Genomic DNA, 24,633 nt, shown 5'->3' on the forward strand with positions numbered 1-24,633 from the left:
TGGTTCGAACTCGCTGCCAAAACCCGCTATAGATGGAGCGGGTTATGGATGGAGAAGGGCTGCCACGCGGCGGTCCGCCCGATTGGACATGGAGAAAAGAACGATGTCGGCAGAAAAAGTGGCGATTGTGACGGCAGGCGGCAGCGGCATGGGGGCGGCTGTGGCGAAACGTCTAAGCGCTGATGGTTACAAGCTCGCGATCCTGTCGTCCTCCGGCAAGGGAGAGGCGCTGGCGAAGGAACTGGGCGGCATCGGCGTCACCGGCTCCAACCAGTCCAACGACGATCTCAATCGACTGGTGGAACTGACGCTCGAAAAATTCGGCCGTATCGACGTTCTCGTGAACAGTGCAGGCCATGGCCCGCGCGCCTCCATCCTCGATATCACCGATGAGCAATGGCACACGGGTCTGGATGTCTACCTGATGAACGTCATCCGCCCAACACGGATCGTGGCTCCATTCATGGTGAAACAGAAAACCGGGTCGATCATCAACATTTCGACTGCCTGGGCTTTCGAGCCGAGCAGCATGTTCCCGACTTCTGCAGTGTTCCGCGCCGGCCTTGCTTCCTACACCAAGATTTTTTCCGATACCTATGCGGTCGACAATGTGCGCATGAACAATGTTCTGCCCGGTTGGATCGATAGCCTGCCAGCCACGGAAGAGCGCCGCCAGGGTGTGCCGATGCAGCGTTACGGAACGAGCGAGGAGATAGCCGCAACCGTTGCCTTCCTCGCCTCGGAAGGTGCGGGTTACATCACCGGCCAGAACATCCGCGTCGATGGTGGTCTGACACGGTCTGTTTGACGATTGGCATATCGGGCTTCCGTCACCCGGACTTAGTGCTTTGCCAACGCGGTCAAGTCCTTGATCGGGAGAGATTTCTTTCACGTCGCAGACGCGCCGTGGCTAGATGCCGGATCGATTACGGCATGAGATAAACCTAACATCCGCCAACAAAGCAAAACGCCCGCAACATGGTTGCGGGCGTTTTTCGTTTCAGTGTCTTCTATCAAAAGAAGCCTTTGCGCTGCCACCAGCCGCCCTTGCGCGGCTTCGGCTCGTCGCCATCAGGGTTGGCGGGCGTGCCCGACGAGGTCACGACCGGCTCCGAATTCGAGACATTGCTGCCCCGGTTCGCGCGAACCTTTTCTTCCGTCGCGGGTGCTACTGCTTCCGAACCCAGATCGGCCGAGGCTTCACCCACTTCGTCGAGGGCGACATCGACGACGGTTTCCACAACGACTGCGGGCTCGACGATCACCGGCTCGACCGTTTCAACGGTTTTGGCTGCGACTTCAGCCTGCGGTGCCGCTTCAGCCGACGGTACGTCTTCGGTCTTGGCCTTCGCCTTGCGGGTGCGGCGCGGTTTCTTCGGGGCTTCCGCTTCCACGACGTCGGCAACCACACCTTCCACCACTTCGGCAGCGGTAGGCTCTTCGGTTACGGATGCTGCGGCGGAAACCTCTTCGCTTTCGCCTTCCGTTTCGCCTTCTTCGCCGGACTCAGTGCCTGCGGCATCGAGAGCCTCGTCTTCAGCACGGTTGCGACGGCCGCCACGCTTGCCACGACGGCGACGCTTGCGCTTGCCCTCTTCATCAGAGCTTGCAGCTTCGTTCACACCGTTTTCATCAGCGTCGTCTGCGGCTTCATCGGTTTCGACGCCATCTTCGTCGTCCGCATCATCAGCGCCGGTGTCATCGCCAGCCTGCGCATCAACTGCACCGTTCTGGTCGTTCTGTCCGCCCTTGCCACGACGGCGACGACGACGCTTGCGCTTGCGCTTGCCGTCTTCACCATTGTCGCCCTGCTGCTGTTGCTGGCGCGGCTCGCTGGCCTGCGCCTTGACGATTTCTTCCTCTTCTTCGTCCTCTTCCACCTCAACAACGAAATCGTCTTCCTCTTCCACGAAGCTCGGGAGCATCTGGATAAGGCTTTCGATCTTCACCGGATTTTCAACCGCTTCACCACGATCGATGGCGAAATGCTGCGCGCCGACGCCGGCATCGGCCGCAATGATGATCGCCACACCGAAGCGGCCTTCATAATCGACAATCGTGCCGCGCTTGTGGTTGAGCAGATAGAGAGCCGTTTCCGGCGTGCAGCGCACGGTGATGTTGTGGGTCGTGTTGCGCAGCAGATATTCCTCAACGCCGCGCAGCACGTGCAGCGCGATGGAGGATTCCGAGCGAACGTGACCCGTGCCGCCGCAATGCTGGCAGACCTGCGTGGTCGATTCCAGCACCGAAGCGCGGATGCGCTGGCGCGACATTTCCAGAAGACCAAAATGCGAGATACGGCCGACCTGGATGCGCGCCCGGTCGTTTTTCAGGCAGTCCTTGAGCTTCTTCTCGACGGAGCGGTTGTTGCGCTTTTCTTCCATGTCGATGAAGTCGATGACAACAAGACCGGCAAGGTCGCGAAGACGCAGCTGGCGAGCCACTTCTTCCGCCGCTTCCAGATTGGTCGTCAGCGCCGTTTCTTCGATGGAATGCTCGCGGGTCGAACGACCGGAGTTCACGTCGATGGCAACCAGAGCTTCCGTCTGGTTGATGATGAGGTAACCGCCCGATTTCAGCGTAACCTGCGGCTGCAGCATGCGGTCGAGCTGGGCTTCGATGCCCGAGCGCGAGAAGATCGGGTGGATGTCGCGGTAAGGCTGAACCACCTTGGCATGGCTCGGCATCAGCATCTTCATGAAGTCTTTTGCTTCACGGTAGCCTTCTTCGCCCGAAACGATGATCTCGCTGATATCCTTGTTGTAGAGATCGCGGATCGAACGCTTGATGAGGGAGCCTTCCTCGTAAACGAGGCAGGGGGCCGTGGAGTTCAGCGTCAGCGTGCGGACGTTTTCCCACAGGCGCATCAGATATTCGAAGTCGCGCTTGATCTCGACGCGGGTGCGGTTGGCGCCTGCGGTACGCAGAATGACGCCCATGCCCTGCGGAACTTCCAGATCGCGCGCGATTTCCTTCAGGCGCTTGCGGTCGGTCGGCTGGGTGATCTTGCGGGAAATGCCACCGCCGCGTGCTGTATTCGGCATCAGCACGGAATAACGGCCGGCAAGCGACAGATAGGTGGTGAGTGCGGCACCCTTGTTGCCGCGTTCTTCCTTGGCAACCTGCACGAGAAGAATCTGGCGGCGCTTGATGACTTCCTGAATGCGATACTGCTTGCGCGGCTTGCGGGCAACGCGATCGGGAACCTCTTCCATGGCGTCTTCGGCGCCGACGGATTCGATCACTTCCTTTTCGTGATGATCGTCATCATCGTCGTCGTCATCATCGTCATTGCCACGGCGAAGACCCTCGACTTCCTCGGAAATCGTATCTGTATCGACCATGGCAGCCATTTCGCCGCCCGTGCTGCCGTCTTCTTCGGAAGAGGCCTCAACAGTGGTGTCGGAAACGGCGTCTTCTTCCGCTACCTTCTTCTTGGCGCGGGGGCGGCGGGTACGCTTCTTCGGTGCTTCTTCCGCAACGGCCTCGACGGCCACAGCAGTCACGTCTTCGGATACCTCTTCGGCAGCGGCAGCGGCAACGGTTTCTTCCACGACCACGGCGTCAGTCGTCTCGCTGACGGCAACGATGCCGACATCCGGCTGGTCCGCCTGCGACAGATCGACAGCCGGTGCGCCGGGCTCGGGGGCGTCAGCCGATTCAAAGTCGTCGCTGCGGCGATGATCCTCGGCTTCCGCCTTGAGGAGCGCCTGACGGTCGGCGAGCGGGATCTGGTAATAGTCAGGGTGGATTTCCGCAAAAGCGAGAAACCCGTGGCGATTTCCACCGTAATCGACGAATGCCGCCTGAAGGGAGGGCTCAACCCTCGTGACCTTGGCAAGGTAGATATTGCCGCGGATCTGTTTCTTGTGCTCCGATTCGAAGTCGAATTCCTCGATCCGGTTCCCACGGACAACGACTACGCGTGTCTCCTCTTCGTGGGAGGCGTCGATAAGCATTTTGTCTGCCATGTAAGCTGTGCTCCTCGGCGCAGCCTTGTTTTATACGAGAACAGGCCCGCCACACGGACGAGCCTTTCATATGAGTGCAAGGATGTGCCGGAAATGAAGTCTCCAGCCGGGCCTCTGTAAACTGGCAGCATCCGGACCGACGGCGAGGCGCTTGGCCTGCTCCTGGTATCCGGTTCATATGAAAACTGCTGCGACATCATTGGCCAGGCGGAACGACAATAATATATAGACCCCTTGGGGTCCGATGAATTTGCTCTCCTCAGAGCAGCGGTGGCATTGCCACCGGGTAGGTCTCCGGCCACGGCCGGAATTGATCCAGTTTCAGGATAAATGTAACGACGGCAGATGATTGCCCGTTTTGCAGCGCCAGCGTCTTTTTCGATTGGCAGCCGGCGGGCATCTATCCCGTCAACACTTTTAACCCTCATCCTTGTTGTATGTTTTCTCTGTCATAATAGCAATAGGCTGGCTAAATATGCCATATTGTTGGTGGAATTTCCGGGTTAACAATTGGTTCACCAACGCCTGCGATTGTGGGGCGCAAACGCACAAACACGTGTCCGGCGTGGCCGAAATTACGACGTTCCCGGCACTTTGCCGCACCATTTATGAAAAATGACTGAAATACGGAATTTCTTGAAGACCATGAATTTCACGCGCAGCGCAGCGATATTCGATGGGGCAGGGCCGCTTGGCGCGCGAATCGCGCGGCTTGCGGGTGCCCTTGTCTTGCCGGTTGTCTTTTCGGTCGCCGCATTCGTCTCCTGCGTTCCACAGGCCTTCGCCGTGGAGCCGCTCATCGCCAATCAGGCACGCATCATCGGCGACGAGGCGCGCACGCGCATCGTTCTCGATTTTGCCGAGGAGCCGGAATTCGACATTCACTATCTCGATTCGCCCGCCCGCATCGTCGTGGACTTTCCGGCGGTGAATTTTGCGTTCCCCGCATCGGCTCTGGCGCCAACCGGCCTTTTCGCGGACATTCGCTTCGGTAGCATGGGGCAAGACAGCGCCCGCATCGTGCTGACGGCAAAAAAACCGGTCCAGGTGGCGGTTGCTGAAACCAAGAAGGGCGAGGACGGCACATCGTTCCGTTTCGTCCTGGATGCGGAGATCACCACCAAGGCCAAATTCGCCGAACTGGTGAAAGAGCAGCAATGGCGCGCGCCGGCGCCGGTCTCGACGGCGGCGATCACGCCTGACGACAAGACATCGCGGCAAACGGATTTCGTCATCGCTGTTGATGCCGGTCATGGCGGCATCGATGCCGGCGCTTCCGGTGGCGTAACCGGCACGGAGGAAAAGGTCATCACGCTGACCTTTGCCAAGGAACTTGTGGAGCGGATGAACCGGGAGCCCGGCATCAAGGCGTTCCTGACGCGTGATTCCGACACATTTCTCGCTCTGTCGGAACGGGTGACGATCGCCCGGCAGAACAATGCAAACCTGTTTATTTCATTGCACGCCGATACACTGAAGCAGAAGGGCATCCGGGGCGCGACCGTCTATACATTGTCAGACCGCGCCTCAGACCGCAGGGCGCAGGAGCTGGCCGAGCGCGAAAACAAGTCCGACCAGATTGCCGGTGTAGCGGCCTCCAGCGAGCCGCCTGAGGTGGCCGATATCCTTCTCGATTTCACCCGCGCGCGAAACGCAGGCCTTTTCGGTGACGCTGGCAGAAAATATCGTGTCGTCCTTCGAGGGACAGGTCGGCCTCATCAACAATCCGCATCGTTATGCCGGTTTCATGGTGCTGCGCGCCCATGACGTGCCATCGGTGTTGCTGGAACTCGGCTTTCTCTCCAATCCGGAAGATGAAAAACTGCTTCTTGATGCGGAATGGCGCAAGAAGGTCGCCGATACGCTTGCAACTGCGGTCGGACGATACCGCACCAAGGCCATGGCGAACGGCGGCTAAAGGGCCGGGCGGGCGAGCGGCGCCCCCGTTGTCGCCGTGCCCCTTGCTGCCGAAAAGCTGTTCAATTCTTGGGCCTTGCGGACGATTACGTTGGCGAAGCCCTATTTTACTCACATTCGCCGCGTTATTGCGGAAGCGGATTCTGTGGTGATCCGCCATTGCGGCTGGAACCGCAATTGCGGCAGTCGGCCCGGTAACATATCAGCGAATGCTGTCGTTCCGGCTTGTCATCGAAGGTATGGTGTGCAAAACGGCACGCGATATGCAAGGATGCGCCCGTATCATCGGGCGTTGATGGTTACGATTCGAATTATCGGTAGCTTGGTATGATCAGACTGATTGGATATTTTTTCGGCTTGGCCAGCGTGCTCTTCCTGTGCGCCGCCGCCGCCGGTGCAATTTATTTGCACGGCGTGACGAAGGACCTGCCGGATTACGCAGTTCTGAGCACTTATGAGCCGCCGGTGACGACCCGCGTGCACGCCGGCAACGGCGCGCTCATGGCGGAATACGCCCATGAAAAGCGCCTGTTCCTGCCGATCCAGGCTATCCCGGACCGTGTGAAGGCAGCTTTCCTTTCGGCGGAAGACAAGAATTTCTACAACCATCCGGGTGTGGACATCTGGGGTCTCGGCCGTGCCGTTCTCGTCAACCTCCAGAATATCGGCTCCGGCCGTCGTCCGGTCGGCGCGTCCACAATCACCCAGCAGGTGGCAAAGAACTTCCTGCTCACCAACGACCAGACCTTCGACCGCAAGCTCAAGGAAGCGCTTCTGTCCTTCCGCATCGAGCAGACCTATTCCAAGGACAAGATCCTCGAGCTTTATCTCAACGAGATCTTTTTCGGCCTGAATTCCTACGGTATCGCCGGTGCGGCACTCACCTATTTCAACAAATCGGTCACCGAACTGACGATTGCGGAAACCGCCTATCTTGCATCGCTGCCGAAGGGCCCGGCCAACTACCATCCGATCCGCCGCGAGAAGGCGGCGCTGGAGCGCCGCAACTGGGTGATCGACCGCATGGCCGAGAACGGCTACATCACGGTCGGCGATGCCGAGGATGCAAAGAAGCAGCCGCTTGGCGTCAATCTGCGCCGTGGCGGCGCGCATATCTTCGCGTCTGACTATTTCGCCGAGGAAGTCCGCCGCCAGATCGTCGAGAAATACGGCGAGCAGGCGCTTCTTGAAGGCGGTCTTTCGGTTCGCACCTCTTTCGATCCGCAGATCCAGATGGAGGCGCGCAAGGCGCTTCAGGACGGTCTGGTGCAATATGACGAGCGTCGCGGTTTCCGTGGACCCGTCGAAAAGATCGAGACAACTGGTGACTGGACTGCAGCGCTCGCCAAGGTAAAGGGCCTTCGCGACGTTCCCGAATGGAAGATCGCGGTTGTCCTCGCCGTTGCTGCAGATGGCATCGATATTGGCGTGCAGGTCGATCCTGATGCCGAGGATGGCGACAAGCGCACACGCGGCCATATCTCCGCTGAAAACATGCGTTGGGCCTATCGCGATGCCACAGGCAAAAAGCCGACGGCTAAGTCGCCGGTTGGCGTTCTGGCTGTTGGTGACGTCGTTTACGCACAGCCGCTGTCCGGTTCCGGCAACGAATATCGTCTGCGCCAGCCCCCGAAGGTGCAGGGCGGCATGATGGTGATGGATCCGCACACTGGCCGCGTTCTGGCCATGGTCGGCGGCTTCTCCTATGCGCAATCGGAATTCAACCGCGCCACGCAGGCGATGCGCCAGCCCGGCTCCTCCTTCAAGCCGTTCATCTATGCGGCTGCACTCGACAACGGCTATACCCCGGCCTCGGTCATTCTAGACGCGCCAATCGAGGTTGTTTCGGGCGGCCAGGTCTGGAAGCCGCAGAATTACGGCGGGGGTTCCGCCGGTCCTTCGACCCTCCGTCTCGGCATCGAAAAATCCCGTAACCTCATGACAGTGCGTCTGGCGCAGGACATGGGCATGAATCTGGTCGCTGAATATGCCGAACGCTTCGGCATCTACGACAAGATGCCGCCGCTTCTGGCAATGTCGCTCGGTTCGGGCGAAACAACCATCATGCGCATGGTCTCGGCCTATTCTGTGATCGCCAATGGCGGCAAACAGATCAAGCCGACGCTGATCGACCGCATCCAGGACCGTTACGGCAAGACGATCTTCCGGCATGAGGAGCGTGCCTGCGAGGGCTGCAACGCCACCAGCTGGCAAAATCAGGACGAGCCGGTCATCGTTGATAACCGCGAGCAGGTTCTCGACCCGATGACCGCTTACCAGACGACCTCCATGCTTGAAGGTGTCGTGCAGCGCGGCACGGCGGCGGGCAAGATCAAGGTCGATCTGCCGGTTGCTGGCAAGACGGGCACCACCAACGATGAAAAGGACGCCTGGTTCGTCGGTTACACGCCGGACATGGTTGCCGGTCTTTATATCGGCTTCGATTCGCCCGCACCGCTTGGGCGCGGCGGCACCGGTGGTTCGCTGTCGGCACCGATCTTCGGCGAGTTCATCGCCGATGCGGCCAAGCACCTGGAACCGAGCAAGTTCATCGTGCCTGAAGGCATGAAGTTCATCGCCGTCAACCGCAAGACCGGCATGGCCGCTTCGGAAGGCGAACCTGATACGATCATGGAAGCCTTCAAGCCGGGCACCGGCCCGGCCGATACCTTCTCGGTGATCGGCGCGGAAGGCATGTCGCAGGAGGATATTCTGAAGACCTCGCCACAGGCCCAGCAGGCCATCACCGGCGGTGGCGGCGGTCTTTATTGATACCAGTCTTATGTTTGGCGGGGGGCGCGGGTCTTTACATCCGCGCCCCCCGCATTTATTTGAGCTACCAGTTTAAATGAAGGCGAAGAACCAGCGAAATGCGCAATGAAATTGTGAACGTAGTCGACGAAATCAAGCAGGCCATAAGCCTGCTGAGGAGGCATCTTTGACTGGGACCAGGCGATAAGACGACTGGACTGGTTGAATAACAAGGCAGAGGACCCGACCCTCTGGAACGATGCCACCGAAGCGCAGAAATTGATGCGCGAGCGCCAGCAGCTGGATGACAGCATCAATGGCGTGAAGGCGCTTGAGCAGCAGCTCAAGGACAATGTCGAGCTGATCGAACTCGGCGAGATGGAAGGCGACGACGAGATCGTCAAGGACGCCGAAGATGCGCTGAAGGCGCTGAGGAGCGAGGCGAACCGCCGTCAGGTGGAAGCCATGCTTTCCGGTGAAGCTGATAGCAACGATACCTATCTCGAAGTTCATTCCGGCGCCGGCGGTACGGAAAGCCAGGACTGGGCCAACATGCTGCTGCGCATGTATACCCGCTGGGCTGACCGCGAAGGCTTCAAGGTTGAAGTGCTGGAAGTTCATGACGGCGAAGAGGCCGGCATCAAGTCCGCGACGATCCTCGTCAAGGGCCACAATGCCTTCGGCTGGCTGAAGACGGAATCGGGCGTACACCGCCTCGTCCGCATCTCGCCCTATGACAGCAATGCGCGTCGCCACACATCGTTCTCCTCCGTCTGGGTTTACCCAGTGGTCGATGATTCGATCCAGATCGACATCAATGAGAGCGATTGCCGCATCGATACCTATCGTTCGTCCGGTGCAGGCGGCCAGCACGTCAACACCACCGATTCGGCCGTGCGTATTACCCACATACCGACCGGTATTGCCGTGGCCTGCCAGCAGGAGCGTTCCCAGCACAAGAACCGCGCCAAGGCGTGGGACATGCTGCGCGCCCGTCTCTACGAGGTGGAACTGCAAAAGCGGGAAGATGCGGCAAACGCTCAGGCCGCATCCAAGACGGATATCGGCTGGGGCCACCAGATCCGTTCCTACGTTCTGCAACCCTACCAGTTGATCAAGGACCTGCGCACCGGCGTGGAAAGCACCGCACCCGGCAACGTGCTGGATGGCGATCTGAACCAGTTCATGGAAGCGGCCCTCGCGCACCGCATCAGCGGCGGCGCAGACGTGGAAGTGGCTGATATCGACTGACGCGTCGCAGCGTCGCTTGAAAAAATCACCCCTCGCAAACCCATTGCGAGGGGTTTTTCGTTGGAGGAGATGGATGAAACAGGCGCTTTACATCGTCGACGTTCAGCCGAGCTTCAATCCGCCGGCTGCACTTGTGGCGGAAATATCCGCGCTGGCGGCCACCATGCCAAGCGTTGCCAGCGTCGAGCGCCATGATGAAAGCGTCACGCCTTTCGAGCGGCAACTCGGCTGGAAGCCGGGCAGGGACGACTGCTCGCTGGTTGCGGCGGACTGGATTTTCATAAAGCACGGCTACGCTCCGCCAAGGGCGGCTATCGACCACCTCCTGTCTCTAAAGCTCGACAGGGTGCTGGTCTGCGGCATTCAGGCCGATACCTGCGTGCTGGCTGCGGGTTTTGCCCTGTTCGATGCGGGGCTTCATCCCACGCTTCTGCCATGGCTGACGGTGGGCTCCAGCCTCGATCGCAGCGGCGAACTCGGCGCCAGACTATGGAAACATCATTTCGGTGCGGTTCTGGCCGGGCCGCATGAGCTTAACGCGTAGAGAGTTTCCAGTAAAACTGCGTATAATCCAGGAGGTAGAGAACCTCCAACGATTCCGTTCAAACCGACGTTCTCTCGCCCTCAGTTCGAGGCCTTTTCGATCTTCATCTCGCCGAGTTCGTCGATCAGGATCGTCCAGCTTTCCGCTTCCCTGATCTGCGGATCGATTTTCAGATAGACGGTCACAAACAGGCCGGGCGAGGCCGATGCACCGTTTGAGCTTTCGGGGCGAATATCCGTGACGTAGGACTTCATCTGGCTGAACTCTTCCAGCTCGATGTTTTCGAGAAGGTTCGGTCCGTTTGCGCTAGTGGCGATGCGCTGCAGATAGACTTTAGCGGTGCCATCGCCCTGGCGGATTGCAACCACCTTGTAATAACCGCGTGTGGGCGTCGCTGGCGGCGGCCGCAACTGGCCGTCAGGACCTTTCACCGGCTCAAGATTATGCTCTTCCCACATGCCGCTGCTGACAACGAAGATCGCCGATACCGGCAAGTTGTCGATGGCCTCCGTTTGCGCCCGCATGGGAAGCGCTGTGGCGGCGAAAATGAGGGCGGCAAGAAGAGGTTTTTTCAGGGGCATGGCCATCATCAGTGGTTGGCGTCAATTGTTGAATTGTTCGGCGAGTACGCGGTCTGACCATGAACGGTCTGGGTCCGAGAGAATTCTGGCCGTCCTGTCCTGCGATTGCGCAATCCGCACATGCCGTACGGATTTCACCTCCGTATGGTCGGCGACCGCGTTCACCGGACGCTTGTCGCGCTCCAGAACGTGAATATCGACCGTCACCTTGTTGGGCAAAAGTGCGCCGCGCCAACGCCTTGGCCGGAAGGCGCTGACGGGTGTGAGCGCCAGAAGCGGAGATTCCAACGGCAGGATCGGTCCATGGGCTGAGAAGTTATAAGCTGTCGATCCTGCCGGTGTCGCAACCATCATGCCGTCGCAAATCAACTCTTCAAGCCGCGTCTTGCCGTCCACCTCTACACGTAGCTTTGCGGCCTGATGCGATTGCCGGAACAGGCTGACCTCGTTCATGGCAAGTGCCGTAAATTCATCGCCGTCGGAATCCGTCGTCGTCATGCGCAGCGGATGAAAATCATTGCCGGTCGCCACCGCAATACGCTCGACCAGGCCGTCTACCCGGTAGTCGTTCATCAGAAAGCCGACCGATCCCCGGTTCATGCCATAGACCCGCTTGCCGGAATTCATCGTTTCGTTGAGAATTTGCAGCATGAAGCCATCGCCGCCGAGCGCCACGATCACTTCCGCCTCGTCGAAGGGCGTGTTGCCGTAAGCGCCTTTCAGCTCCTCCAGCGCCCTCTGCGCCTCCTCGGTTGCGGAGGCGACGAAGGATAGTGAACAGTTAGAATGCGACATTCGCTTCCCTCGGCAAAGACGCATACCGGAATCGATATGCGGACGATGCTGTAACCTGTTGAAGCAGCTCACAATCTCCAAACGTCGATAAAACGGTCGATCGCAAGCCACAAGACGCATCCTTGGTACATGAAGACGGCAGCAGGCGACAAGGCCTTTCCGGCGGACAGGCGTTCGCAGCAGGCGGGTTTGCCCGCGTGCGGTCCACAGCTTCTTGGTTTCCGGCCTTCGACAAGGGTTGCGATGCGGCGCGACGTGAGGCAACTTGCGCGAAACAAGCGGAACGGCGAGTGGCAGGAGACGGGCGTGGTGCTGAATTACAATATCTACGATGTCTTTACCGAGACCAAAATGGCGGGAAATCCGCTGGCAGTCATGTATGACGCGGATGGCCTCGACCAAGTGACGATGCAGGCAATAGCCAGAGAAATGAACCTCTCCGAGACCGTTTTCGTCAACCGCTCGGGCAACCCGGCCCACGCGGCTTCGCTGCGTATCTTCACGCCTTCGGGCGAGTTGCCTTTCGCGGGCCACCCGACTGTTGGCGCAGCGATCGCGATTGCCGAGCGCAATCGCAATGAAGGTGACGACGATATCGATATGGTCTGTGTGCTGGAGGAAAAGGTGGGTCCGGTCCGCTGTGCGGTGAAAATGCGCGCCGGTTCGGTCAGCTTCGCCGAATTCGACCTGCCGCGCAAATCGTCCCGCGTCACCCTGCCGCTCGATCATGCCGCACTTGCCGATGCGCTGGGCGTGAGCGAAGGCCATCTCGGCTTTGAGAACCACGTACCGTCGATCTGGACGGCCGGTGTGCCGTTCCTGCTCGTGCCGCTGCACAATATTGCCGCTATCAGCGAAATGGATTTCGACGCCAATCTCTGGCTGCGCACCGCACCGCTGGTGGAGGGGCGCCTGACGGCGGCCTATATCTACTGTCGCGGCGGCGTCAATCACGCGGCAAAGTTCCATGCCCGCATGTTTTCCCCGGAAATGGGAATTTCGGAAGATCCCGCCACCGGTTCCGCCGCCGCCGCCCTTTCTGGCGCAATCCATCATTTCGACGGCCTGACAGACGGTCACTATCCGCTCTTGATAGAGCAGGGCGTGGAGATGGAACGTCCTTCCCACATCCATCTGCGCATGGACATCAAGGACAACGAAATCGCCCGCGCCCGCATCGGTGGCCACGCGGTCCGTGTAGCATCGGGTACGTTCGAGATCTGATTTCAACGTGAGCGACTGAACTACAGTCGATAAGCTACCTGCCGACCAAACGAAAAACCCCGGCCATGACCGGGGTTTTATTGTTTCTGGTCTTAACCAGAGATCAGTTGAACCGACCTGCCGCATGGGCAAGCATCGTGTAGACCTTGCCGGTATCGGAGGTGAGGTAGGACTGGGTGACTGTCCGGTCACGGTCCGTGCGGGCGACATCAGCGAGCAGCTTTTCGAAATCGGTGATGTAGCGGTCCACGGCGGTGCGGAATTCGGCCTCCCGCTCGTATTTGCGCTTGATCTCGTCAAACGTCGTCTGGCCCTTCAGCGTATAGAGGCGACGGGTGAAGACATCACGTTCGCCGCGCTGGTACCGGCGCCACAGTTCCACCGAGGCATCGTGGTCGATCGCGCGGGCGATGTCGACGGACAGCGAGTTCAGCGATTCCACCATGTGACGCGGATTGCGGGTATCGGCAGCACGGGTCGGCTGCTGATCGCCGCTTGCGCGGGGTGCGGAAGCGGCGGCTGATTCCTGCGAGGCACCGCGCAGAAGATCGCTGATCCAGCCGCCGCCTTCTTCGCGGCGTGCGGCAGGCGCCGCAGCCGCCTGGGACGGGGCAGGCGCCTGACGGTTTTCGACCTGGCGGTTCTCAAGCGGCAGGGTGCCACGCAAGGCGGGTGCGGCTGCCGGCTGCGGCTGAGCCGGGCGTGGTGGCTGTGCAGGCGTGGCTGCTGCCGGCTGCGGACGCGCTTCGACACGGCGTTCAGCGGCAGGCTGGGTCGCTGCAATGGCGCGGGCGACGGGTTCGGAAACTTCCATCTGCTGGGTCGAGCGACCGACAAGCTGGGAAATATCCTGCAGGGCCTTGATCTGCTCGGAAACGGCGCGGCGCATCGCTGCGGCGCTTTCCTTGGCCTCTTCCGGCAGGTCGAACGCGCCGCGCTTCAGTTCGGCACGGGTCGCATCCAGCTCGCGGCGGATATCGTGGCTGGAGCGGCGGATTTCGTCCGTCGCGCCGGCAAAACGGCTGACAGCTTCCTCAACTGCCTGACGCAGCGTTTCCTTGAGGTTGGCGGCGGCGGCATTCGATTTTTCCGAGGCACTGCCGAGCAGGTTGTCGACTTCCGAAAGCGAGGATTCGACACCGCCACGCAGGCGGTTGACCAGCTCGTCGGAATATTTCTGCGCGTCGGAAAGCGTGCTCTCGATCGAACGGCTGGCATCCTGACCAGCGGCGAGCAGGGCGCCCCGCATGGTCTGTGCTGCCGAGCGGGCGCGCTGTTCCGTCTCGTCGAGCGAACGGCCGATATCGGAGAAGGATGCCTGCAGATTGTCACGCAGGTTGCCGGCGACGTTCTGCGAACGCTCCTCGGCCTCGTTGAGCGTGGTTTCCACCACGCTGACGACGCCGCGCATGGCGGTTTCGATTTCCTCGGAACGCTTGACTAGTCCGACAGACAGGCTGCGAAGTGCATCCTGACGCTCTTCCAGCGTACCGACAAGGCTCGACTGCGCGGCATTGAGCAGTTCGGACGCCTGGCTCAGAACCTTCGAATGTTCCTCGAAACGTCCGACGATGCCGGCAACCTGCGCCAGTGTCTGGCCGGAAATATTCGACAGACGATCGATCTTTCCTTCCAGCAGACGGCTGGAGCTGGACACCATGTCGGCGGCCTGCGAGGCGGATTCGGAGAAGCGGGTGGCCGATGCGTTCAACGCTTCGTCGGCCGTGCCGAATTCCTGCGCGGCGCGCTCAACCGCAGAGTTGAAGTTGTTTGCCGACTTTTCGACGATTTCGGCCATGCTGTTATGGGTCTGCGACAGCATATCCGTGCTCTGGCGCGTGGCGGCGACAAGCTTGTTTGCCACATCGCTTCCCGTGCGGGTGTATTTGTCGATACCTTCTTCGACGGCGTCGGCCATGGCCGTATGCGTCTGCGACAGCATGTCCGTGCTCTGGCGGGTTGCCGCGACAAGCTTGCTTGCTGCCTCGCTTCCGGCATTGGCATAATCGCTGATCGCCTGTTCCACCATGCCGACCATGCCGCTATTGCTCTGCGACAGAAGTTCGGCGCTCTGCTGGGCGGCGGAGACGATCTTTTCGGCGGCTTCGCGACCGATGGTGGCGTATTCGTCGACGACAGGCTTTGCCTTCTCTTCGATCAGGCGCGACAGTTCAGCAGAACGGCTGGCCAGCATCGAGTTGAGTTCACGGGTGCGGTTGTCCAGCGCCGAGCGGATGGATTCGCCGCGCGCATCGAGAGCGGATTCGACACCGGTCAGGGTCTCGGAAATGACGCCCACCTGCGAGCGCACGACCGCTTCGGCCTCGGCAACCTTGTTGACGATGATGTTGCCCGCCTCGGAAAAGGTCTGGGCGACGGCTGCCGCCTGGCCGGACAGGCGTGTCTGTGCATCCGAGATGCGGTTGACGATCTCGCCGGAGCGTTCTTCGATCGCCTTGGTGAAGGCGTCGTTCTGGGCCTGTACCTGTTCGGCGAATTCCGAGCCGGTTTTCGCAAGCAGGGCGGTGGAACGAACTGCTTCCTCGTCGATGCTCTGGGTGGCGGAAATGACCGCTCCACGCAGGCCGACCGCAAGCTCACTCGCCTTGCCTTCGATGGTGCGGTTGACGTTTTCGAGGCCGATCGTCAGCGCGCGGTCCATGGTGCCGAGGCGTTCATCGATGCGGGCCGAACCGGCATCGAAGGTTTCCGCCAGACGGCTGGTGCGGCTTTCGAACGTGTCGGCAACCCGTATCGTCTGCTCGTCCAGAATGCCGGTGATACGTTGAGCAGCATCGTCGCTGGTGCGGGCGAAGGCGGCTGTCTTGTCTTCCAGCGCGTCGGCAAAGCGACGTCCGGCATCCTCGATCGACGTGTTGACGTTGCCGAGATCGCTCGACACACGCTCCTGCAGCGCTCCGAGCGAAGTCTCGATGCGGGTGCCGGTCTCGTCGAGCCTGCCCGTGACGCTTCCGATCGAGGTTTCGATCCGCGATGAGAGAGCATCGGTCGCACCGCCGATTTCGCGGGCGGCCTCACCGATCTTGACGGCAATATCGCCGGCACTGTTGCGAAGACGCTGTTCCAGCGTGGCTGCACTGCCGTCTATGGCCTTCTGCAACGTCTCCTGCTGGGTTTCGAGCGAGAGTTCGAGCATGCTGGCGCTGGATGCAACGGTGGTGCCGATCATCATCGCCTGCTCGGAGAGCATGTCGCCCATCTGGGTCGTGGCTGAGCTCAACGTCGCGGCGATATCCGCCTGGCGCTGCTCGAGCGCGGTACGGATGTCCTCATGCGATTGCGACAGGTTGTTTTCGAGGCGGGAGACGCCTTCTTCCACCGTCTGCGCAAAACGGCTGCTGCCGTCTTCCACGACGCTTTCGATGCGGCTGGCCGCGCCGGAGACGCTCTGCTCGATCAGGCCGCTATTGCGCTCAAGCGAGCCGGCAATGCGTTCGGCCTGCGAACCGAGCATGGTCTCCAGCCGCTCGTGGCCGCTGGCGAGTGCGTTTTCAAGCGTGAAAGCCGTCGATTCCAGTCGCTGGCCGACGCCTGCGGCCGCGAGCGACAGTGAGGCGGTTCTGGCATCCATCGCCTCGGAGATACGCTCCTCAACGCCGGAAATCGTCATGTCGAGCGCCATGGTGCGGCTGTCGAGCGCGTCCGCGATGCGTTCTTCCGCACTGGAGACAATGCCGGAAAGGGCGGCAGTGCGGCTGTCCAGAGCATCAGCAATACGATCTTCGACCCCGGAAACCGCCGAGTGAAGCGCAGCAGTGCGTCCGTCGAGGATGTCGGCGATCTTTTCCTCGACACCGGAGAAGCTCAGGTCGAGCGCCATGGTGCGGCTGTCGAGCACGTCAGTGATCCGCTCTTCCGCGCCGGATACGACATTTTTGAGCGAAGCCGTGCGGCTGTCGAGTGCGCTGGCAATGCGGGTCTCGGCACCGGCCACCAATTCGCCAAGAACGGCGGTGCGGGTATCGAGCGCTTCGGTAATTTTTTCCTCGGCGCCGGAAAACGCCATGTCAAATGCCATGGTGCGGCTGTCGAGTGCATCCGCAATGCGTTCTTCAACGCCGGAGACGACGGCGTTAAGCGCTGCCGTGCGGCCATCGAGCGTTTCCGTGATACGGGTCTCGGCACCGGCCACCAATTCGCCAAGGACGGCGGTGCGGGTATCGAGCGCTTCGGTAATTTTTTCCTCGGCGCCGGAAAACGCCATGTCAAATGCCATGGTGCGGCTGTCGAGTGCATCTGCAATGCGTTCTTCAACGCCGGAGACGACGGCGTTAAGCGCCGCCGTGCGGCCATCAAGCGTTTCTGCGATACGGGTCTCTGCACCGGCCACCAATTCGCCAAGGACGGCGGTGCGGGTATCGAGTGCTTCGGTAATTTTTTCCTCGGCACCGGAAAACGCCATGTCGAGTGCCATGGTGCGGCTGTCGAGTGCATCCGCGATGCGTTCTTCAGCCCCCGAAACGACGGCGTTGAGTGCTGCGGTGCGACCATCAAGCGTTTCCGCGATACGGCTCTCGGCACCGGCAACCACGTCGCCGAAGGTGGACGTGCGGCTGTCGAGTGCGCCCGCAATCCTCTCTTCGGCACTTGCCACAATGCCGGACAGAGCGGAGGTGCGGTTGTCGAGCGTTTCCGACAGCCTCTCCTCGACATTGGCGAAGGTCATGTCGAGCGACAGCGTGCGGCTGTCCATCGTGTCGGCGATGCGTTCCTCGACGCCGGAAATGGCGCTGGAAAGAGCGGCCGTGCGGCCATCCAGCGTCTCGGCAATACGGTTTTCCGCACCGGATACGACGTCGTGCAGGGCAGCCGTGCGGCTTTCCAGCGTATCGGAAATGCGGTCCTCGATGCCGGAAACGGCGCCGGTGATGGCGGCGGCGCGGGTTTCTAGCGTTTCCGAAAGACGGCGCTCGACATCGGCAACGACGCTGTTGATTGCGGCTGCACGCTCCTCAAGCATCGCGGCTAGACGTTCCGCCGTGCCGGAGACCGAGCCGGTAATGGCCAGCGAACGGCTGGCAAGCGCCTCGTCGAAACGGTCCTGGCTTGCCGAAAGCGCGCCAAACAGGGCATTGCTGCGCTCCGCCAGCACGCCGTCGATCTTCTGGTGCGAATTGGCGAAGGCATCGGTGATTTCAGCGGTACGCTGGCCGATTGCGTCGCTGAACGCGCGGGTACGGGTCTCAAGCGCGCTTTCGAGCATTTCCTGGCCGGTGCCCAGTGCGGTTGCAAGTGCAAGCGACTGATCGGTCATGGTGTTGCCGATGCGCTCAAGTCCGCTGGTCAGCATGGTGTCGAGGGCTTCGGAGCCGCCGGCAACGGTTTCGTTGATCCGGGCGAGGCTCTCCATCAGCTTGCTGTCGAGGCTGCCGGCGCGCTGGTCGAAGGCACTGGCGAAATCCGCCACATGTTCGTCGAAGGCGGAGTTGACCTGGCCGACCGTCGCCTGCAGGCGTTCTTCATAGAGGCCGGAGCGAAGATCGAGATCCATGATCGCGTCATCAGCCGTGCTTTGCAGGCTCTGGCGGAAGGACAGGCCTTTTTCTTCAAGCGTCGTGGACAGCTTGTCGAGCACGTTATCCAGCGAGCCGCCGATGATCTGCTGGCCGCGATCGATATTGCGGTTGAGTTCGAGCGTGCGGGTGGAAAGGGTCTCGTTGAGCTGGCGGGTGCGTTCCTCGAGTGCGCTGTTGAGGCTTTCCGCGCCGCTGTCCAGCGTCGAGGCGTGGATCGCGAAGCGTTCCAGCAGCACTTCGCCGCGCTCGTCCAGCGTCGAGGTGAGGTTGTGCAGACGCATGTCGAATTCGCTCGACAGCGTTGCGCCCGAGGAATTCAGTGCCTGAAGCAGGTTTTCGGTCTTGGCGGCAATCAGGCTGCCCATCGCCTCGGTCGAGGCGCGCGATTTTTCGAGCAGCGCGGCCGAGCGTGTGTCGATCATCGAGGCGAAGGCCTCACCTGTCGTGGAAAGCCGCATCGAAAGCTCTTCGCCGACGATGGAAAGCTCTTCCTTGATCTGTTCCTGCGCGCCGACGATGGAGGAGCGGATGCGCTCCGCATGGTTGACGATGGCGTCACGCTCGGCGCTCAGTTCCTGCACGAGGCTGCGCACGCGCAGTTCATTGTCTGCATAGCTGCGCTCAAGCGCGTTGACTTCAGAATGGACGAGCGTTTCGAGTTCCGTCGCGCGGGCAATGGTGCGCTCGATGCCATCGTTCATGGCCGAGACTTCTCGGCGAACCGCCTGGCCGACGGACATGATCCGGTCGGAGGCGACAGTTTCGGGTTCGGCAAGACGAAGGGCGACTTCTGCCATCGACCGGGCAGCGTTGCGCAGATCGCGGGCACGCGCCATCATGATCGCGAAGGCGAAGAACAGCATGATCGGAACGACGATGCCGACGACGATCGCCATCAGCCCAGGTATTGCGGCGAGATCGGCAACCGAGCCGATGTTCCAGAGTGCACTGCCGTAGATAAGATGCGCGATACCGAGGCCGCCGAGCGCCCAGATCACCGACATGATCGTCGCGTTTCTGAGCGCGCCGCCGATGGAGCCGCCTTCGAGCGATTTCAGGATCATGGCCGGGCTGCGCTTGGAGCCGTCGTTGGCAGCTTCCAGATTGGGGGATCTGGGCGCCTGTTCGGTAGGCGCGCGCGCGGCCTCGGGAGCAGGGGTCTGTCTGCTTGCTTCCTTCAATCTGGCCTCCGGCTGCTTTGGCGCTGTCGTCTTCCGCGATTCCGGCTTGTCTTCGAAAGCACCAAGCTGCAGGGCGTCTTCCAACGCCTGAAATGCAGTCTCGTCGACAGAGTCGCTGATCTTGTTATTCGCCATGCGGTTACGCCTCGTTACACATACGCCCGGCTTCATGCCGTTTGACCATCTGCGACCCGCAAATGGACTGCCGCCATCATGCCAGCGGAACATTATCCCGTTAAAGAGAACAATTCCGCCATTACCAATCCCGAATTGCTGGTGGTCCAGCTTTCGGGCGAAATTACATCACTGTGCCGGAATAACAAAGCTTGAGCATAAGCCTCGTCGGAACGGCAGTACCGTAGTGACACATTTAGGTGTTCGAAACAATTAATGCGGGTTTGCCGCAGCAGCGAAGTGTCGGCTTTTTAACAGTTTTTAAACCCGAGTTTCACGCTGAACGCCTTGTTTCGCATAAGTTTAACATAAATTAACCATAGCAGAAGATTTTCGCCCGCGTCACGCCGTAATTTAAGCTGATAGCACCGGCTTCAATGCGTAAATACGACACAGATGTGACACGAAACAGGAAACGGCGAGACAAAGGAATTTCAGATATGGCAGCCGTCAGTATTGCTTTCGAAGCTCCGGATAATTTTGGTGGTGCGCCGGCCGCCGCGACAAGACCAATCGATTTCGAACATCTCGCCCGCCAGACGATGGGCGACAAGGAACTTGAAATCGAGGTGCTGCAACTCTTCAGCCGTAACGCCCGTGCTGCCCTGCATGAAATGGCCGGCGCTGACGACAAGACCGTCAAGGCAACTGCCCATCGTCTGAAGGGGGCCGCGCAGGCGGTTGGTGCCTCCACCGTTTCCACGGCGGCGGCGGCAGTGGAGGACAAGGGCAACGATAGCGCGGCCGTAGCCAGACTTGCGGCAGCGATTGTCGAAGCGGAAAATTTCATCCTCAAGCTCTGCCGTTAAGGCGAACCCAGTCTGTTTTACAGGGCCGGTTGCACTTGGCGCCTGCGAGAAGCGGGTTGCCAAGGCCAACCGGCCTTTCTATGTGTTTGTTTAGAACAGTTCTTAGACACCATTTTGGATCTCCGGCATGACAAAACTGACCATTGTTGCCTTTGACGGCACGCCCCATGAACTCGACGTAAGCAACGGTTCCACCGTCATGGAGAATGCCGTGCGCAACTCCATACCCGGCATCGATGCGGAATGCGGCGGCGCCTGTGCCTGTGCGACCTGTCATGTCTATGTGGATGACGCATGGGCGGAACGCGTCGGCGGACCCGAGCCGATGGAAGAGGACATGCTGGACTTCGCCTTCGAAGTACGCCCGACCTCGCGTCTTTCCTGTCAGATCAAGATGAAGGACGAGCTTGACGGCCTTGTCGTTCACGTTCCCGAACGTCAGGGCTGACGGCAAGCCGAATTATACGCCACAGAAAAAGCCCCGCTCACCTGTTAGCGGGGAGCGGGGCGAGGCGGGTACGCAGCATGCAAGCGAGGGAGGAAACACCTGCGAGCCTCAAGTGCGCACCGGGAGAACCGGAGGTGGTTTCGAACGCCGGACCCCTGCGGATCACCACCGTTAAAAACCATGTGAACAAGCTACAATGAGTCTTGTCGACCGCACCATGACGAGAAGTCACGGGTGATATCGAACATGACGTAACGTCATGTTAGCGTTGCGTTTCGCGTCCAGGGGAGTATGGGCGGAAAGGCGCTTCAGCGCCGGTTCTGGCCCTGTTCGATCCGGTTCTTCAAAAGCCGGGTCATGCGCGCGTCGAAGTTTTTGGATTCCACGATATCGAACCGCAACTGATCCTTGTCGTGCTCGTCCATGACGGTCTTGAGTGATCTTGCCGACCATTGCCTGTAGCGTTTCACAGTCTTTTTGCGGACGAAGCGCCGTCAGTTGCCTTTCGAGCGAGCGGGCATGGGTGCGGGCGATTTCCGCGTGCCGTTCCTCGTGGCGCTTGATATCTGCAAGCAACGTATCCCAGATGAAGGCCAGTTCCGCCGTGGTGCGGCGGCGGTTTTTCCATTGCGGCAGGAGAATACGGGTGTTCAGCAACACCTTGGTGCTTCCAACGCTGCACATGCCGTTTTTCTCGACATAGGTGAGTTCGCCGCCGAATTTGATCTCGGTGGCTCCGGGATGGCGTGCGCCGGTGTTGCGCGTCAGCGGGCCATGCTTGGAAAGCTGCTTGTCGAGGTCAGCGGCGGTTTTACCGCTGATCGAAAAATAGGAATAGGTCTTGCTGACGATGGTTTCGGAAAAGGCCGATCCGGGCATGGAAAGGGCTAATGCGCCAGCGAAAACGGCGCAAAGAGCACGTGAAGATATGGTCATAACCCGGCCTTCCGGTTGAACTTGAAAAACGTTTGCTGCATAGGCGGAGCGGAACTTATAAGAATTGGCATAACACTCCGTTATTCCCGAAAGGCGCGTGTTACGTGATAACAGCCGGCAGCAATGTGTGGCAAGCGGCCCATGGTCGCTCCCTGAAACTTGATGGACGTGGCCGTATTATGGCCATCGTCAATGCGACGCCCGATTCCTTTTCGGATGGCGGCCGTTATCTTGCCGTTGATGCGGCTTTTTCCCATGCTCTGACATGTGTTGAGGAGGGGGCGGATATCATTGATATCGGCGGCGAATCCACCCGCCCGGGCGCGGCCGAGGTGACCGAGGGCGAGGAACAGGATCGCGTGCTGCCGGTTATCGAACGGCTCCGTCGCGAGACGGATGTTCTAATTTCCGTCGACACCTACCGCGCATCCACGGCAAGGCTGGCGATCGAGGCGGGCGCCCATATCGTCAACGATGTTTTCGGCCTGCAGAAGGACGGGAACATGGCGGGTGTGGTTGCTGCCGCGCGCGCGGGCATCTGCATCATGCATACCGGGCGCGACAGGCAGAAGCGCACCGATGTTATCGAGGATCAGTTCGAATTCCTCAATCGTTCGCTTGAGATGGCGGAAGCTGCGGGAATTGCCCGCGACGCCATCGTGCTCGATCCCGGTTTCGGTTTTGCCAAGGACGAGCGTGAAAATGTCGAGCTGATGGCGCGCTTTGGCGAACTTGCCGCGTTTGACCTGCCTGTTCTGGCCGGGACGTCGCGCAAGCGGTTCATCGGGTCGCTGACGGGCAGGGATGCGGCCCACGAACGCGATATCGGAACAGCAGCGACGACAGTGATCCTCAGGCTGGCGGGTGCCGCGATTTTTCGCGTGCACAATGTCGCCGTAACACGCGATGCGCTGGCAATTGCCGACGCGGTTCTTGCCAAAGCGTCGGCAAGGCCCGATGCATAGATCAATAGATGCCGGAGAGTGCCGCATGCCTTAAAAGAGGCCGGCTATTCCGGTATAACCCCGCCATGGAGGCGATGCGATGAGCCGCTACACCATTATTCTGAAAAACTGTTCCTTTTTCGCCCGTCATGGCCTTCTCGAGCAGGAGGAGGTGCTGGGCCAGCGCTTTTTCGTCGATGCCGAGATGGAGGTTGAAGCGGGTAATGCGCTCGAAACCGACGATATCGAAAATACCGTCGATTATGGCGTCGCCTTCGCCGTTATCGAAAAGATCGTCGTCGGCCAGCGCCGTTACCTGATAGAGGCTCTCGCGAACGATATCGCCAAGGCCCTGCGCGCGCGTTATCCGCAGATTGTCTGGCTGCGTATCACGGTTCGCAAGCCCTCTGCGCCGGTTCCCGGCATTCTCGACTATGCGCAGGTGAGTGTTGAACACCGTGCCTGACAGGATGACAGTTGCCGCACTAGGCCTTGGCGGGAATATCGGTGACCCTGCGGCTGCAATGGCCAGAGCCTTGCGCGAACTGGATGCACACGGCGATTGCCGGGTGCTGTCTGTCTCCGGGCTTTATCGCACGCCGCCCTGGGGTAAGACGGACCAGGCGGATTTTTTCAATTGCTGTGCGCTGGTCGAAACCTCGCTTTCAGCACCCGCGCTGCTGCAATTGTGCCTCGATATCGAAAAGGGCATGAAACGTGTCAGAACGGAGCGCTGGGGGCCGCGCACCATCGATATCGACGTGCTGACCTATGGTAATGATGTTGTCGTTACGCAAAGCATTGAAGTGCCGCATCCGCGCATGACGGAGCGTGCCTTCGTGCTGATGCCGCTAGCCGATATCGCACCCGATCTCGAAGTCCGGGGCAAGCCCGTGCGGGAATGGCTGCGGCAGGCGGATAAAACCGGCATCATCAGCGCAAACGAAAAACGGGAGTGGTGGACACTCCCGCTTGGCGATGGTTGAAAAGGTCGCGGGTTTTACGGCTTGATCGAACCGACGGCGATCTGGTCGATGTCGCGCGCGAGTGTGACGCCGATAACCGGGATCATCTGGTCGGCGACCTTGACGGAAATGGTGATGTTCATCGAATTGTCGTTCGAGACGCGGGCGACCATGGCACCGTTGAGCTTGGCGCGATTGATGCCCACAACGACCTTGTCACCGCTGACCTGCCCGGAAATGATGTCCAGTCCCTTGCCTTCGGCGCCGTCGAGGAACTTGCCCTCGTAAGAGCCGCCCTTTTGGCTGATGACCGCGGACATGGGCTGGCTGAAGACGCCGACGCGGCAGGTGCCGGCGAGCTTGATGCCCGTTTGCTTGTCGTCGAGCGGCTCGCCCGTCAGGTCGCAGGTGAACTTGGTACCCTTGTACTTGCCAGCGACGATTTCGCCCGGACCTTTCCAGCTTCCGGCAACGGAACGGAAAAACACGTCGTCGCGATCGCGCGATGCGGCATGGACGTCAGACAGGCCGAAGCTGCCGCTGACGGACAATATGGCGGCAAGTCCGCCCACAAGCGAAAAGAAGCGCGAATACATGATACTTTC

General features: G+C 60.1%; 15 protein-coding genes and 2 pseudogenes. 11 read left to right on the forward strand and 6 right to left on the reverse strand.

Annotated elements, in window-relative coordinates; translation table 11 throughout:
- Positions 1–103 precede the first annotated feature (103 nt).
- A complete protein-coding gene (locus QE432_RS19420) occupies positions 104–808 on the forward strand; it encodes an SDR family oxidoreductase (RefSeq protein WP_111783118.1) in 705 nt (234 codons plus the stop codon).
- Between the two features lie 205 nt (positions 809–1,013).
- Here QE432_RS19420 and QE432_RS19425 read toward each other — a convergent pair whose 3' ends face one another.
- Positions 1,014–3,971: an Rne/Rng family ribonuclease gene (locus QE432_RS19425; protein ID WP_306625350.1), complete on the reverse strand. Its 2,958-nt coding sequence runs from the start codon at positions 3,969–3,971 to the stop codon at positions 1,014–1,016.
- Positions 3,972–4,616: 645 nt separating this feature from the next.
- Here QE432_RS19425 and QE432_RS19430 point away from each other — a divergent pair.
- The 4 genes and pseudogenes from QE432_RS19430 to QE432_RS19445 all read left to right on the forward strand — a co-directional run bounded on the left by QE432_RS19430 (position 4,617) and on the right by QE432_RS19445 (position 10,434).
- Positions 4,617–5,889: pseudogene (locus QE432_RS19430) on the forward strand (N-acetylmuramoyl-L-alanine amidase).
- Positions 5,890–6,215: 326 nt separating this feature from the next.
- Positions 6,216–8,660 carry a penicillin-binding protein 1A gene (locus QE432_RS19435; RefSeq protein WP_003512768.1) on the forward strand — a complete coding sequence of 815 codons (2,445 nt, stop codon included), beginning with the start codon at positions 6,216–6,218 and terminating at the stop codon, positions 8,658–8,660.
- A 98-nt stretch (positions 8,661–8,758) separates the two neighbouring features.
- Positions 8,759–9,890 (forward strand): peptide chain release factor 2 gene (gene prfB, locus QE432_RS19440; protein WP_097102382.1). Its coding sequence is split into 2 segments (ribosomal slippage): positions 8,759–8,827 and positions 8,829–9,890, totalling 1,131 coding nucleotides; the frame shifts between segments, so codons are not numbered across the junction.
- Between the two features lie 73 nt (positions 9,891–9,963).
- Complete coding sequence (locus tag QE432_RS19445; RefSeq protein WP_013635994.1) at positions 9,964–10,434, forward strand: cysteine hydrolase family protein; 471 nt, start codon at positions 9,964–9,966, stop codon at positions 10,432–10,434.
- Between the two features lie 80 nt (positions 10,435–10,514).
- On the opposite strand, the gene QE432_RS19450 is transcribed toward QE432_RS19445, so the two are convergent.
- Together QE432_RS19450 and QE432_RS19455 are read right to left on the reverse strand one after the other, a co-directional pair.
- Positions 10,515–11,015 carry a hypothetical protein gene (locus tag QE432_RS19450; RefSeq protein ID WP_306625353.1) on the reverse strand — a complete coding sequence of 167 codons (501 nt, stop codon included), beginning with the start codon at positions 11,013–11,015 and terminating at the stop codon, positions 10,515–10,517.
- 21 nt (positions 11,016–11,036) lie between these two features.
- A complete protein-coding gene (locus tag QE432_RS19455; RefSeq protein ID WP_003512774.1) occupies positions 11,037–11,810 on the reverse strand; it encodes an NAD kinase in 774 nt (257 codons plus the stop codon).
- Between the two features lie 306 nt (positions 11,811–12,116).
- Here QE432_RS19455 and QE432_RS19460 point away from each other — a divergent pair, with 306 nt between their 5' ends.
- Positions 12,117–13,034 carry a PhzF family phenazine biosynthesis protein gene (locus QE432_RS19460; protein ID WP_065704963.1) on the forward strand — a complete coding sequence of 306 codons (918 nt, stop codon included), beginning with the start codon at positions 12,117–12,119 and terminating at the stop codon, positions 13,032–13,034.
- A gap of 103 nt (positions 13,035–13,137) precedes the next feature.
- Here the strand turns inward: QE432_RS19460 and QE432_RS19465 are convergent, their stop codons facing one another.
- Positions 13,138–19,887, reverse strand: coding sequence for a hypothetical protein (locus tag QE432_RS19465; protein ID WP_306625355.1), 6,750 nt, complete (start codon positions 19,885–19,887; stop codon positions 13,138–13,140).
- Between the two features lie 479 nt (positions 19,888–20,366).
- Here QE432_RS19465 and QE432_RS19470 point away from each other — a divergent pair, with 479 nt between their 5' ends.
- On the forward strand, positions 20,367–20,735 hold the full coding sequence (locus QE432_RS19470; RefSeq protein WP_003512780.1) for an Hpt domain-containing protein: 369 nt from the start codon (positions 20,367–20,369) through the stop codon (positions 20,733–20,735).
- 127 nt (positions 20,736–20,862) lie between these two features.
- Positions 20,863–21,183: a 2Fe-2S iron-sulfur cluster-binding protein gene (locus QE432_RS19475; RefSeq protein ID WP_003512782.1), complete on the forward strand. Its 321-nt coding sequence runs from the start codon at positions 20,863–20,865 to the stop codon at positions 21,181–21,183.
- Between the two features lie 308 nt (positions 21,184–21,491).
- On the opposite strand, the pseudogene QE432_RS19480 reads toward QE432_RS19475, so the two are convergent.
- Positions 21,492–22,119 (reverse strand): annotated as a pseudogene (locus QE432_RS19480) (DUF922 domain-containing Zn-dependent protease).
- Positions 22,120–22,223: 104 nt separating this feature from the next.
- Between QE432_RS19480 and folP the strand changes: the two are divergent.
- The 3 genes from folP (at position 22,224) to folK (ending at position 24,049) form a co-directional block, all read left to right on the forward strand.
- On the forward strand, positions 22,224–23,084 hold the full coding sequence (gene folP / locus QE432_RS19485; protein WP_162714218.1) for a dihydropteroate synthase: 861 nt from the start codon (positions 22,224–22,226) through the stop codon (positions 23,082–23,084).
- Between the two features lie 79 nt (positions 23,085–23,163).
- Positions 23,164–23,529 (forward strand): dihydroneopterin aldolase, encoded by a 366-nt coding sequence (folB, locus tag QE432_RS19490; RefSeq protein WP_013636000.1) that lies wholly within the window; start codon positions 23,164–23,166, stop codon positions 23,527–23,529.
- A 4-nt stretch (positions 23,530–23,533) separates the two neighbouring features.
- Positions 23,534–24,049, forward strand: coding sequence for a 2-amino-4-hydroxy-6-hydroxymethyldihydropteridine diphosphokinase (folK, locus tag QE432_RS19495; protein WP_076844050.1), 516 nt, complete (start codon positions 23,534–23,536; stop codon positions 24,047–24,049).
- Positions 24,050–24,063: 14 nt separating this feature from the next.
- Here the strand turns inward: folK and QE432_RS19500 are convergent, their stop codons facing one another.
- Positions 24,064–24,624, reverse strand: coding sequence for a hypothetical protein (locus QE432_RS19500; RefSeq protein ID WP_003512790.1), 561 nt, complete (start codon positions 24,622–24,624; stop codon positions 24,064–24,066).
- Positions 24,625–24,633 lie beyond the last annotated feature (9 nt).

It is taken from the genome of Agrobacterium sp. SORGH_AS_0745 (assembly GCF_030818995.1).
In the GTDB taxonomy this organism is placed as follows: domain Bacteria; phylum Pseudomonadota; class Alphaproteobacteria; order Rhizobiales; family Rhizobiaceae; genus Agrobacterium; species Agrobacterium tumefaciens.